The 11,466-nt window shown below is 60.0% G+C and carries 12 protein-coding genes and 6 pseudogenes; 5 read left to right on the plus strand and 13 right to left on the minus strand.

The features are described from left to right. The first annotated feature begins 20 nt into the window (after nt 1-20). Nucleotides 21-305, plus strand: coding sequence for a hypothetical protein (locus tag CEW89_RS20550; RefSeq protein WP_096807342.1), 285 nt, complete (start codon nt 21-23; stop codon nt 303-305). A gap of 25 nt (nt 306-330) precedes the next feature. Here the strand turns inward: CEW89_RS20550 and CEW89_RS20555 are convergent. The 4 genes and pseudogenes from CEW89_RS20555 to CEW89_RS20570 form a co-directional block, all read right to left on the minus strand. After that, nucleotides 331-995, minus strand: a pseudogene (locus CEW89_RS20555) (L,D-transpeptidase). A 342-nt stretch (nt 996-1,337) separates the two neighbouring features. Continuing rightward, on the minus strand, nt 1,338-1,961 hold the full coding sequence (locus tag CEW89_RS20560; RefSeq protein WP_096807344.1) for a transmembrane anchor protein: 624 nt from the start codon (nt 1,959-1,961) through the stop codon (nt 1,338-1,340). Between the two features lie 16 nt (nt 1,962-1,977). Then, nucleotides 1,978-2,705: pseudogene (locus CEW89_RS20565) on the minus strand (HupE/UreJ family protein). Nucleotides 2,706-2,765: 60 nt separating this feature from the next. Continuing rightward, nucleotides 2,766-3,170, minus strand: a complete 405-nt coding sequence (locus CEW89_RS20570; RefSeq protein ID WP_244906231.1) for a hypothetical protein — start codon at nt 3,168-3,170, stop codon at nt 2,766-2,768. A gap of 35 nt (nt 3,171-3,205) precedes the next feature. Between CEW89_RS20570 and CEW89_RS20575 the strand changes: the two genes are divergently transcribed. Then, the gene (locus CEW89_RS20575; RefSeq protein WP_096807345.1) at nt 3,206-3,466 is read left to right on the plus strand and encodes a metal-sensing transcriptional repressor; all 261 of its coding nucleotides are present in this window, start codon (nt 3,206-3,208) and stop codon (nt 3,464-3,466) included. An 8-nt stretch (nt 3,467-3,474) separates the two neighbouring features. After that, nucleotides 3,475-4,794, plus strand: a complete 1,320-nt coding sequence (locus CEW89_RS20580) for an MFS transporter (protein ID WP_096807346.1) — start codon at nt 3,475-3,477, stop codon at nt 4,792-4,794. Between the two features lie 174 nt (nt 4,795-4,968). Here CEW89_RS20580 and CEW89_RS20585 read toward each other — a convergent pair. The 8 genes and pseudogenes from CEW89_RS20585 to CEW89_RS21350 all read right to left on the minus strand — a co-directional run. Next, a pseudogene (locus CEW89_RS20585) lies at nt 4,969-5,430 on the minus strand (helix-turn-helix domain-containing protein); the annotation flags it as partial. A gap of 52 nt (nt 5,431-5,482) precedes the next feature. Further along, the gene (locus CEW89_RS21325) at nt 5,483-5,899 is read right to left on the minus strand and encodes a hypothetical protein (protein WP_244906232.1); all 417 of its coding nucleotides are present in this window, start codon (nt 5,897-5,899) and stop codon (nt 5,483-5,485) included. Nucleotides 5,900-5,923: 24 nt separating this feature from the next. Further along, nucleotides 5,924-6,271: a TniQ family protein gene (locus tag CEW89_RS21330; protein WP_244906233.1), complete on the minus strand. Its 348-nt coding sequence runs from the start codon at nt 6,269-6,271 to the stop codon at nt 5,924-5,926. Then, nucleotides 6,177-7,043 (minus strand): TniB family NTP-binding protein, encoded by an 867-nt coding sequence (locus CEW89_RS20595; RefSeq protein WP_244906234.1) that lies wholly within the window; start codon nt 7,041-7,043, stop codon nt 6,177-6,179. The genes CEW89_RS21330 and CEW89_RS20595 overlap by 95 nt, the downstream gene beginning before the upstream one ends. 105 nt (nt 7,044-7,148) lie before the next feature. Further along, nucleotides 7,149-7,484 (minus strand): hypothetical protein, encoded by a 336-nt coding sequence (locus CEW89_RS21335; RefSeq protein ID WP_244906240.1) that lies wholly within the window; start codon nt 7,482-7,484, stop codon nt 7,149-7,151. Further along, a complete protein-coding gene (locus tag CEW89_RS21535; protein WP_425321038.1) occupies nt 7,481-7,645 on the minus strand; it encodes a Mu transposase C-terminal domain-containing protein in 165 nt (54 codons plus the stop codon). Before CEW89_RS21535 ends, CEW89_RS21335 begins: the two co-directional genes overlap by 4 nt. Further along, on the minus strand, nt 7,590-8,054 hold the full coding sequence (locus CEW89_RS21345; protein WP_244906235.1) for a hypothetical protein: 465 nt from the start codon (nt 8,052-8,054) through the stop codon (nt 7,590-7,592). Before CEW89_RS21345 ends, CEW89_RS21535 begins: the two co-directional genes overlap by 56 nt. 95 nt (nt 8,055-8,149) lie before the next feature. Further along, entirely contained in the window at nt 8,150-8,485 is a 336-nt protein-coding gene (locus tag CEW89_RS21350) for a DNA-binding domain-containing protein (protein ID WP_244906236.1), read from the minus strand. 443 nt (nt 8,486-8,928) lie between these two features. Between CEW89_RS21350 and CEW89_RS20605 the strand changes: the two are divergent. Then, nucleotides 8,929-9,036, plus strand: a pseudogene (locus tag CEW89_RS20605) (IS5/IS1182 family transposase); the annotation flags it as partial. Nucleotides 9,037-9,077: 41 nt separating this feature from the next. Here the strand turns inward: CEW89_RS20605 and CEW89_RS21360 are convergent. After that, nucleotides 9,078-10,139 (minus strand): annotated as a pseudogene (locus tag CEW89_RS21360) (hypothetical protein). A gap of 226 nt (nt 10,140-10,365) precedes the next feature. Between CEW89_RS21360 and CEW89_RS20615 the strand changes: the two are divergent. Then, nucleotides 10,366-11,246, plus strand: a pseudogene (locus CEW89_RS20615) (recombinase family protein). Nucleotides 11,247-11,466: the final 220 nt, after the last annotated feature.

Below are 11,466 nucleotides of genomic sequence, written 5' to 3' on the forward strand. Positions count from 1 at the left end.
CAGACATGAAAGGAAGCTTGATGCGGGTTTTGATGCTGAAGCAAAAAATAATGGTCGCAGTGGCGCTGTCGCTTACGGCCGGGTGCGCAGTCCAGCCGACTGAGCCGGGCGACGCGGCAGACCAGCCGGGCAACGTTCCCGAAGCCGTGATTGCGATGGCTGCCCCGGATCAGGATGTTGCAACCGCGCGCTTGGTGCCGGAAGACGGGTGCTACTGGTACGAACACAGCGGCCCCGTTGAAACGACCTTGCTGCCGCTGCGAACGGCGAACGGCAATCGTATCTGCACCCCTCGCGAAACTTAACTACGTTTGCCGACCGCTGCTTGGCTTAGCTGCGGGCAGTGACGCTGTCCTCTGCGAGTAAAGATAGGCCGTAGAGCCGGTCTCGACGTTCGGGTAAAGGTCATTGATATGGGCCATGACCATCCGTACGCAGCCCGAACTTGCGCGGCCACCGATACTCCGTGGGCTCGGAGTGCCATGGATGCGCAGAAGGGTATCGCGATCCCCGACGTAGAGATACAGCGCCCTTGATCCAAGCGCGTTTTCCGGTCCGGGTTCCATGCCATCAGCAATGTCAGCATAAAGTTCGGGGTCGCGATTGATCATGCTCTGTGTCGGTTGCCAGTGCGGCCACCTGACCTTGCGCTTGATGGTATAGACACCCGGCTCGTAGAGGTTCCCCCGCGCGATCGCCACGCCGTAGCGCATCGCGGTCCCACCCTCTTCAATGTGGTAGAGATATCGCGCGACCGCATCGACATGGATATCTCCCGGCACGAGACCGGCCTTCGCGACTACACGTTGCGGTAGGAACCGCGGGTGCAATCCCCATGGGTTGGAAGTCTCGGCAACATAATCCTGAGGCGTCACCTGTGCGTCCCACGCAGCCTTCTGCGCCTCGGTTGGCCAACTGTCGGCAAAAGCCACGCCGGGAACGGTCACCGAAAATAGCGCCGTTGTTGTCTGGATGAAGTGTCGTCTTGTCAGCATTTCGTACCCTTTCGGTTCCCGCCGGCGATTGATGGCAAGAACGGCATATGTTCAAATTCAGTAGATAAGACTTCTAGTAGCTAGAGGTTCAAGGGAATATTTTTGTGAACAAGTCGGCGGTCCTTTCAGGCTTAGAGCGCCTGCTACGGTTGCACTTTGTATCAACTGACAAGCTACGATTTCGTTGGGCCAAATCTGGTCTGCGCCAAAATGCCAGAAAACACGCGCTTCTGTCTCGAGATCTCACAACCATCATTGCCGCGATGTGCGCGGAACTGGCTGCTAGGCCCAACGAGTAGGGGCTGCCCTTCCCACATAGCGCAGAAATGGCAGCACCTAAAATTAACTGGCGTCTTTGAATTCGGCATATTCACCGCGAACCTGAACGGTCACGGTCGCATCCGAGCTGTCGCGGTTGCGCCAGAACCAGCCGTGTTCTCCGTCGAACGCGGCGACGATCTTGCCTTCGTCGCCGGTGGAGCCGCGGCCTTTCTCATAGGTGATCGAGTTGCCGCCGCCGTGGCCATGCATGTCGAAGTTCACGCGACCGCCTTCAACGAGCATCCGATATTCCACCGTCTGGCCTTCTTCCATCACCAGCTTCCATTCGGCACTGTCACCAGGTGCTAGAGTAAAGGTTATCTCATCGCGCCAGACTTCGACTTCTTGCGCGTGTGCCGCGCCGACGAAGAGCCCGAAAATATCGTTCATCAGGCTCGACTGTTCCTCTGCCTCAAGCTCCATCAGCCTGTCGGCCTCGGCCTCTTCCGCGAGCTGGGTCTTGATCTCGCCCATTTCCGCCAGTCCAAGGACTCCACCGATCCCGGTCGGGTCGATGTTGTATTCAGCGGGCAACACGACGGTCACGAGGATCGCGACGGCGCTGGCGGCCGCGATGGCGGTGGAACGGATCAGCTGCGCGGAGCTTGGCAGTTCTTCGAGGCTCGGTTTTTCTGCGTTGAACATTTTGGTCTCCAATTTCTCAGGTGGCTACGAAATAGCCGGTGATTTGCAAGCCCATCAGGATGAACCCCATGGACATCATGACGACGTTGGCGGTGTAGGCTTGGCGGAAGAAGTTCGGGGACTTCCGCCAGAAGCCCATGACGATGAGGATCACGGCAAGCGCCATGATCTGGCCAAGCTCGACTCCGACGTTGAACGCCAGAAGATTGGCCAGCAGACCGTCCGAAGCGATCTCGTAGTCGCGAATCTTGGTGGCGAGGCCGGTGCCGTGAAAGAAGCCGAAAATCAGCGTCGCGGCCTTGGTATTGGGTTGGAACCCGAACCAGCGTTGGTAGGCGCCGAGATTGTCGAGCGCCTTGTAGACGACTGAAAGGCCGATGATGGCGTCGATGATATAGGCATTTATGCCCCATCCGAACCAGACGCCCGCCAGCATCGTGGTCGAATGCCCGAGGGCGAAGAGGCTCACATAGATGCCCACGTCCTTCATCCTGTAGAGGAAGAAGACGACGCCAAGCAGGAACAGGATGTGGTCGTAACCCGTCACCATGTGTTTGGCACCGAGATACATGAAGGGAATGATGTTTACCCCCAGATTTCCTGGATGTAGCCCGCGTCACCTTCGGTGACGTTATGGGCAAGCGCGTGGCCCGCACTTGAGATAAGCGCTGACAGCGTAATGAAGGACAGGATCACGATCCGGCGTATGCCGGGATCGGTCCAGCCCCGATGGACTGTAGTCATGGATTGAACTCCGCATATGTGTTGATGATCGAATGAAACGCGCCGATAGCGCGCGGTCGATCAGACGCGCGGAGGTCGTTCGATCTGGTCGATCCGTAGCGTATTCGCTGTGGCTGAACTCAGCCACCATGCGGTCCTGTAGATATCGAGCGGCTGCGGCGACAGATCGGGGCGAGGCACAACCGCCTGGCTGTGGTCGTGATCGATACTGTCGTGGCTGTGCCCGTGCATGGCCCAAGCCAGGTCTTCTTCCAAACCGTGCGAATGCCCGTGCTCGGCGATCATCTCCGCGTGCTCCTGAAGCACATCGATGATCGCGGGAGCGTGCGAGGTTGTAGGCATCACCGACCAGACAAGAATGGCCGCGCAGAGAAGGGTCGCGAAAGCCGCCTTTCCGATTGTCCGTAAACTTGTCATCAACTCTGCCTGCCCGCTCGTCGCTCGCGTGGTGCGTCGCGGCACCATCTTGTTCTATCCCCAGGGGAGGATAAGCCTTTCATATGACAGATTCCCCGGTTCATGCAAGTCATCCCGCCCTCGTCGCCCGGCTGAAACGTGCTGACGGCCACCTGCGCGCCGTGATCGAGATGATCGAGGCAGGCAAGCCCTGCCTCGAAATCGCCCAACAGATGCAGGCGGTCGAAAAGGCTATCACGAACGCCAAGCGGGCGCTGATCCATGACCATATGGATCATTGCCTGGACGTCGAGGGGTCCGAAACGGATCGTGCCGAACTGCGGACGATTGCCCGCTATCTCTGAGGCTCGCCATGCTCGATATCCTTTCCGACCGCACCTACCGTCATCTGTTTCTGGCGCAGATCGTGGCGCTTCTGGGAACCGGACTCGCAACGGTCGCGCTCGGTCTGCTGGCCTTCGATCTTGCAGGCGACGGGGCCGCGCTGGTGCTGGGCACGGTCTTCACCATCAAGATGGTGGCCTATGTGGGCATCGCCCCCATCGCCGGGGCCTTCGCGGACCGGGTGCCGCGCCGCGCGCTGCTGGTGACGCTTGATCTGGTGCGGGCGGGTGTCGCGCTGGCATTGCCCCTCGTGACCGAGGTCTGGCAGGTCTACGTACTCATCTTTCTGCTGCAATCTGCCTCTGCCGCCTTCACGCCCACTTTTCAGGCGACGATCCCGGACGTTCTGCCCGAAGAGGCGCGCTATACCCGCGCGCTGTCGCTATCCCGGCTGGCCTACGATCTGGAAAACATCGTCAGTCCGACTCTGGCCGCGCTTCTGCTCGCAGTGATGTCCTACAATTCGCTTTTCCTCGGAACGGTCGCAGGTTTTACCGCCTCGGCCCTCCTGGTCGTCTCGGTGCTGCTGCCGAGCCCCCGTCCATCCGAGCCCCGCGGCGTCTATCACCGCACCACGCGCGGCATCCGCATCTATCTTGCCACGCCCCGCCTTCGCGGGCTCCTGGCGCTGAATCTTGCGGCAGCGGCGGCGGGGGCGATGGTGCTGGTCAATACCGTCGTTCTGGTGCGCGGAGAGCTCGGCTTGTCCGAGAGTGCACTGGCCTGGACGATGTTCGCCTTCGGTGCGGGCTCCATGACGGCCGCTCTGGCTTTGCCGCGTGTTCTGGATGCATTGCCGGACCGGCCTGTGATGTTCGGTGGCGCGCTGCTGATGGTGGCGACACTTCTGGGGCTGGGAATGGCGGTCCTCGTAGCCGGGCTCGGCTGGTCGATCCTTCTGGCAGCCTGGTTGCTGGTGGGACTTGGGTATTCCGCCGTCCTCACCCCTTCGGGCCGCTTGCTGCGCCGTTCCGCCCATGCCGGAGACCGCCCGGCACTCTTCGCGGCGCAGTTCGCGCTGTCGCACGCCTGCTGGCTGGTGACCTATCCGTTGTCAGGTTGGCTGCTGACGGTCTACGGCGTCGTTCCCGCGCTGGCCGGACTGGCCCTCCTCGCTGGCATTGGTGTGCTCGTTGCATTGAAGCTCTGGCCCGCAAACGATCCTGTCGAGGTAGAGCATACCCACGACAATCTGCCGCTCGATCACCCCCATCTGCAAGGACATCGCAGGCACAGCCACGCTTTGGTTATTGACGAGAGCCATCCCCGCTGGGCCACGCATTTCTAAGTTGTGGATCAAGGCCAAGACAGGACGCAGGCAAGTTCACTTTCTCCCTTATGGACATCCATCAACCACATAACATTGGTCGTCATGGGCTCGATGCGTGAATTCTCTACAAGCGTAGCGTACGGCTGTTTCGACCTAAACGTAAATTTTTGTCCTCCGGACGACGAGCTAGACCTAAGTTGCAATCCTCCACATCCGGAATCGCCCTTGCCCTGTCACCTCGCGGATTAGGCCTCGCGTTTCCATCCAGGCAAGGTTGCGCTGGACGGCGGCCCGGCTGGCGCCCGTCAGAGCCTCGGCCATCGGTGCAGAAACGACCGGCCATTCGATCAGCACAGCGCGCAATGAAGGCGGTGTCTTGCCTGAAAGCGGCATCATCTCGGCCTCTGCCCGCGCAGCCCAAGCTTCGACATCGTCAAGGTGCCGCATCGCTGTCAGGCATGCCGTCTCGACGCCGTCGAGCCACCGCGCGAGACGGTCGACCGGTAGACCACCCACTCGTAGCCCCCCTGCACCGCCCATTGCCAGAGGCGCAAAGACTGCTCCCTTGCCCTCGCTGGCCGCGATCCGCGCAGCTGTGACTGCCGCCTCCATTCGATCGCCTTGCTGCCCGAGTCCCGCGAGGCTCCAGAGGTGTCGCGTTGCCTTTAAATCTGAGACGCGACGCTTTCGGCATCGAGTTTTGCCCTTAATTGCGAGATTTGGCTGTCATGGGGCCTTTGCTTCTCGCCCGCCTCTGCGCAATCTGATCAACTGCGGCAAGCAGACGTGGCTCCTTCTCGAAAGTGCGCAAAAGAGCAACCTTTGCATAGTCGTCGATGCCGGAGCTTGAGATGGCCGCTTTGATCAGTGGACGAGATTGGGCTGCATCAATGGCAGCAAGGCAAAACAGCCTCACTTCCGGTTTGTGGCTCTGAAGAGCAAACAACGGCTTCCCGTGGCAGCCCTTAAGTGACATGGCAAAGGTGACCGCGCGCATTGCGCGCCGAAGTTGCTTGGGGCTGCGTGATCGCGCGGCGCAGGCAAGCATCCCTGCCCCGCGGCGCGCTCGGTATATCAGTTTTCCAGATATTTGTTCTTCACCGATTTTGCCAAGGGTCTGCACAAGTCTCGTCCGCAAACCTGACAGTCAATGCCCAGGCCGCCTCCAATGCCTGAGCGAAAGGCCCTCTCGGGAGCATTGCAGACAATGCTGGAATGGCATCTGGGCCGTCAGTGAGGCTTCTCCTGGCGTTATTGCCGGAAAGGTCAAAGATCGCACGACATCTGGGGAGACACGTGCAGCGCTCGCAATCTTCTCCGCCGCTGCCGCGTCGATGCTGAAGTCCAAGGCGGTGCCATGCGTGGTATCGACTTCGATATGAGCCAGCAGTTCGGCGTCATCACAGTAGTTGGCCGCAGCCAACCGAGACAACCAACCTGACAACAACTCGTCTGGAAGCGGTGCGACAGTCTTTGGCAGCGGTCGCGGCGTCACCCCCGGACTTCTCGAGTCGCCGATGGGCGTTCGCATGGCGCGACCAAACCGGCGTCCATTTTGCGATTGCGTCATCGGTGATGCATTCCTCACCTGTGACAATGGCGTCGATGGAAAGATCCTTGATCAGTGCGAAGATGCGCGAAGTCACCCCGCCGCTCAGCGCCAGTATCTGCTTGAGCGACTTGACCTTCAGATTGGATTTCTTCTCGAGGGGCATTGCCGCGATGAGTGTCTGGATCATGTCCGAGAACTCGGCATCGTCGCGCCAGTTTGGCAGGTGATGTTCGTCCAGTCGCCTGGCAAGCTGGATATCACCTCGGATGGCATCGACGGCCTCGCTGACCCCGAGGCAGACCAGCGACACCTCGAGTTCATTGCTGAGATACCGCAGAACATTGAGAAAGCGGCGCTGTTCGCGGTGGGTCCCGGCCAAGAGATTGTGAACCTCGTCGATCATGATCATCCGCAGGCCGAGGTCGCGCAAGAGCGCGATGACACGGACTTCGAGGGAAGCCACATTTTGAGCGCGGGCGCTCAGTGCCGTCGCCGGGGCGCCGACGGCGGCCAGGATGTGCAGATAGAACCGCCGTTCATCAGGTGCGGGCGGCGCTTGCAACAGCAGCAGCGGCGTGCGGGTGATGCCTGATGCCGGATCGTATTCTGGTGCGTACTTGCGCGAGAGGTTGCGGGCGATCATCGTCTTTCCGATCCCGGAGGCACCATGCACAAGAAGCCCGGGCATACGGGTTTGCCGTGGCGCTTCGATCATACCCTGCAAACGATCCAACACCTGTTCGGCCGCGGAAAGCCGATCCAGATGTCCGATTGAATGAGGGCGATCCGACCGTCTTCCTCAGTTGTCCTTGCCCTCAATTCACCATCTCTCCACCTTGAACAATGGGCGCGACGTATCACCAGTGTCGATCGCGCGCAGCCCTTCGGTTGTCGCGACAGCCGAGTTGGTGCCCTCCAATGTCCCTTTTCTTTCACGGGATCGGCGTTCGGCCTTCGTCAGGCCCCGGCTTTCAGCCTCGATCTGGCGTTGCTGTCGGATCAGCTCAGCCAGGACCAGCTCATTGGACCCGGACTTGCCAAGGGCACGGGCCTTCCTCATGGCTTCGCGATATTCCCAGAGGGACACTGGCGGAATTTCCAGGTTTCTGTACCGCGCTTCAACATATCGGCCATCGTCCAATTCGACCCAGATCATTGAGATATCTCGAGGATCGTAGCGAACGACACCTTTCCATCCCCGCGCCCAATGTGGCCTGCAAGCGCATCGGACCAGTACCGTATCTGGAACAGATGGATGCCGTCACGCCTGATCTTGCGCAATTCGCTTGGCAGGAAGCTCACCTGAAAGGCTTCCATCTCGAAGGGGATGTCGCCCCATCAAGTTTTCTGAGAGCACCTCCCATTTGGCAACGGGCGTGCAGCCAAGACTGGAATGAATGCTGTTGTTGTAGCGGCAGATTTCCAGAGCAAACCAACGATCGAATTCGCTCAGGGTCATCGTTGCCTGGCCTTCGGCATCATAGTCGCCCTTGGTCGCGATCGAGGATTGCGTTGTTCCCGGCAACAGGTGAACGGCCCCCATCATCGTCCCGATCAACCGTTCGATGTGGCCCCGAAGTGAGGACTTCCCGGCGGCCGATAGACCAGATCGATCCCCCATTCCGCGCATGCCGACCGAAAGGCGCGGCGACCGGAAATCGCGGCCGTTGTCGACGTGGATGCTGTGCGGTTTGCCCTGTGCGGGCCAAGGAATACTGTAATCCAATTCCGCTAGGAGCTCCGCCTTGGGGGCAACCGCCTGTGTCAGGCAAAGCGCCACTGACAGTCGCGAAGGGGCCTCGAGAGAGGTGTAATATCCAGTTACCATCCGCGTTGCGATGTCGATCGCCAGCGTGACCCAAGGCCGCCCAATTGGTTGGCGTTCAAAGCTGTCGACAAGAATGATGTCCGCGGGCGTATGGTCGATTTGTACGACTCCAGTGGTTGGTTCGCCTTGTTCTCGCCTGTGACGGCCGCAAATTTCTGGCGCGCCGCCTTTGCGCCCTCTCGTGCCTTCGCAACTTCGCGGGCATCCATCGCGTCCAGACGACGCTGAACCGTCCGACGCGTCGGCGGTTGCAAGCCCTGCTGCCAGCACGCGCTGCGGATTTCTGTCACGACGCGCGAGAGGCTCGGACGTTCCCGCGCAAGAAACATCGGCGAAGATGCTCTTCGATCACCGCTTCGACCCTGCTGGATATCAAGGTCGTACCGGTCGGGCGGCCCCGTTTCCGCGGAGCCAGCGCGCTGGTGCGTCCACCTTCTTCGACCAGCCGCTTTATCCAACGCCAGACCGTCGCCCTGCTGACACCAAGCTCCCAAACGGCGTCATTGATGCCTTTCCAGACTGCCAGTCCCTTTCAGAAATGCTTGAACAAGCGGGCGCAGCACCGCGGCCCTGCGCGCCTCTTCAGCGCCAACTGCAACGGAGTCTTCGCCATAATCATCCATCGATATTTGCTGCACATGTCTGTGAACCCTGTCTCAAGTTTAAGGGCAAAAATATCGGAATTAAAGGCAAAATCTCATATTTAAGGGCAAAGGACAGCCGTTGATTTCGTTGAATCTCTCATCTCACAATTAAGGGCTACGCGACAGTGGGATGTGGACGCCTGACTGGCCGCACTAAGGGCGGCATGAACACCAAACTGCACGCCATCTGCGACAGCCAAGGACGCCCCTCAATCTGTTTTTTTTGCTGGCCAGGAGGGCAAACCTGTTCCCTCATGCCCCGCCTCACACAGAGCGTTCAGCTTGCTGCACGCCACATCCGGTACCGCCCCTCCCCCGTAACTTCTCGGATCAAACCTCGCTTTTCCATCCAGCTGAGGTTGCTGCACGGCGGCACGGCTTGCGCCGGTCAGGGTCTCGGCCATCGGCGGGAGACAAGTGGCCATTCGGTCAGTGCCGTGCACAAAGACGGGGGCGTGCGGCCCGATAGCATGCTAATCTCGGCTTCCGCCCGCGTCGCCCACGTTTCGATATCGTCAAGGTGTCGCATCGATGTTAGGAATCCCGCCTCCATCCCGTCCAGCCACCGTATCAGACGGTCAGCGGGTGGGCCGCCGGCGCGCAGCCCTCCTGCTCCACCCATGGCCACAGGCGCGAACGCCGCTCCCCTGCTCTCACTGGCCGCGATCCGCGCAGCAGTGACCGCTGCTTCCACTCGGTCACCGTGTTGTCCGAGGCCCGCCAGGCTCCAAAGATGAAAGCCCATGCAAGCACGCGTGATCGGGTGGAGCTCGGCCGCTGCTATTACGTCCAGCCATCCGCCCGCCCGATCTTCGAAACGCTCGGCTCTGTCTTCGATATTCTCGGGATCACGGCGATCCAGAAAGGCTGCTAGGTCAATCTCTGGCCCGGGACCGCCCATCAGGCGCCGAACAGCCCATCCAATCCGTGTCAAGGCATTTTGGTCATCCTGTGCGCCCGAGAGCCGCATTGATATCCAGAGCGCCAGACGATCAGAACTCACCCGATCCCCTGCAAACCAGCTGAGTTCCGCTGCCTCGATAAGAGCGAGGCGGTGCCGCCAGCCTTCAGGACCACGCAGCAGCCGGTCATCCAGAGCACCCAAGCGTCCAGCAACCCGTGCCAGTCGCGCAGCGTGAACGCCTTCTGCCTTTGCCCAGTCTTCGATGACAGCAGTGTCGGGCGGTTCTGCCCGTGGCCCAGGAGGCAAATCATCCGGTTCTTCTTCGAGTGGTCCCGGCAGAAACCAGAGATCCTCTTCGTGAGCCTCTTCATCCTCCTCGATGGTGATGAGGGGGTCATTGCAATCATCAGTCAAAGCGGATGCTTGGGTCTTCATATATGCAAAATACTGTTCTTTTGCACATTACCCAAGTAATTTTGTGGCGGTTGTCTTCGCTCTTTATATATTATGCGCGCGCGGCTGCCGGTGAAACCTCTCAGATCGCGCTCAGCGCAAGAAAACCAAGGGTTTTTGGACGAGCACGACGAGAGAGCACCTACTTGCATTCGTTTACAAATGGTCGTTTATTAGCGATATCTTAAATTGCAAACGGCTCTTTTCCATGCCCCTGATAGGCTATGCGCGCGTATCCACAGAGGATCAAACCCCCTGCCCCAGTCCGAGGCCCTTCAATCTGCGGGTTGCGCAGAGATCTTTGAAGAGCACGCCTCAGGTGGCAATCGGGCGCGGCCGGTGCTTGCACGTGTGCTGGAGCGGATTGGCAAGGGCGACACGCTGCTGTCGTCGTGCGGATCGACCGGCTTGCGCGGTCTCTGTCGCACTTGCTTGAGGTGATCGAAGACTGGAGGGCAAGGGGGCGTTCTTCCGCTCGCTCCAGGACCCGATCGACACTGCCTCGCCCAGGGCAAGTTCACGTTGCAGGTTCTGGGCGCTGCGGCTGAGTTCGAACGCGCTCTGATCCGCGAGCGTACCAAAGCCGGACTTGCCTCGGCACGCTCAAAGGGCCGCGTCGGCGGCAACCCAGGTCTTCGCGCCAAGGACCCTGAAGCGCTGCGCAAGGTACGGCTGGCGCGGCAGGATGGCTACATGGAGCGCCTCAACGAGACCGCGCAGGATTGGGTGCCCCATGTGCGCCGCCTGCGCCCCGATATGGCTTGGGAAGACGTGCTGCGGATCATCAATGGCCCCCTGCCCCATGATCGGCGCTGGACGCAAAGCCGCCTGCTCCGCGCCGTGAAGGCATACGTGGCGGACGGATTCCTGCCGGCTGAAGTGCTTGGGCGCGCCGGTCGTCGCGAAACCGACGATCGCCTGCCTGCGATTGTCGCCGCAATCAAAGGTGCTGACCCCGAGATCACCTTGCAGGCAATCTGCGACCGACTGGAATCCATGCGTGAGCGCACCCCTCGCGGTCGCACCAGCTGGCAGCCTTCCTCAGTCAGAATGCTGCTGGAGCGGGCAGAGCGTCTCGGCCTTTTGTAGGCGGCGATGGTCGGCAAACTACTCCTGTCACTCGGCCAAAATCTTACAGAATCATCGCCTCAACTGGACGAAAACCACGTAAATATCCAACAAAGCCTTGGGGTTAGTTCGCGCGAGCAGAAAATATCTCGAAGGGTATCGGCTTCGCCAGACGCGGCCTTTATCGTTAGGAATCAATGCGTTATATAGCGCGGGCCCCGCGCGGCCAAATTGGTGCTGT

The sequence above is a fragment of the Celeribacter ethanolicus genome, from assembly GCF_002407265.1.
In the GTDB taxonomy this organism is placed as follows: domain Bacteria; phylum Pseudomonadota; class Alphaproteobacteria; order Rhodobacterales; family Rhodobacteraceae; genus Celeribacter; species Celeribacter ethanolicus.

What these genes read in the sequence shown, in the direction of transcription:
- CEW89_RS20550 (WP_096807342.1), top strand. Translation starts at nt 21, where the DNA reads ATGCGGGTTTTGATGCTGAAGCAAAAAATAATGGTCGCAGTGGCGCTG.
- CEW89_RS20560 (WP_096807344.1), bottom strand. Translation starts at nt 1,961, where the DNA reads ATGTTCAACGCAGAAAAACCGAGCCTCGAAGAACTGCCAAGCTCCGCG.
- CEW89_RS20570 (WP_244906231.1), bottom strand. Translation starts at nt 3,170, where the DNA reads ATGGTGCCGCGACGCACCACGCGAGCGACGAGCGGGCAGGCAGAGTTG.
- CEW89_RS20575 (WP_096807345.1), top strand. Translation starts at nt 3,206, where the DNA reads ATGACAGATTCCCCGGTTCATGCAAGTCATCCCGCCCTCGTCGCCCGG.
- CEW89_RS20580 (WP_096807346.1), top strand. Translation starts at nt 3,475, where the DNA reads ATGCTCGATATCCTTTCCGACCGCACCTACCGTCATCTGTTTCTGGCG.
- CEW89_RS20595 (WP_244906234.1), bottom strand. Translation starts at nt 7,043, where the DNA reads ATGATCGAAGCGCCACGGCAAACCCGTATGCCCGGGCTTCTTGTGCAT.
- CEW89_RS21335 (WP_244906240.1), bottom strand. Translation starts at nt 7,484, where the DNA reads ATGATCTGGGTCGAATTGGACGATGGCCGATATGTTGAAGCGCGGTAC.
- CEW89_RS21535 (WP_425321038.1), bottom strand. Translation starts at nt 7,645, where the DNA reads ATGGAAGCCTTTCAGGTGAGCTTCCTGCCAAGCGAATTGCGCAAGATC.
- CEW89_RS21350 (WP_244906236.1), bottom strand. Translation starts at nt 8,485, where the DNA reads ATGTTTCTTGCGCGGGAACGTCCGAGCCTCTCGCGCGTCGTGACAGAA.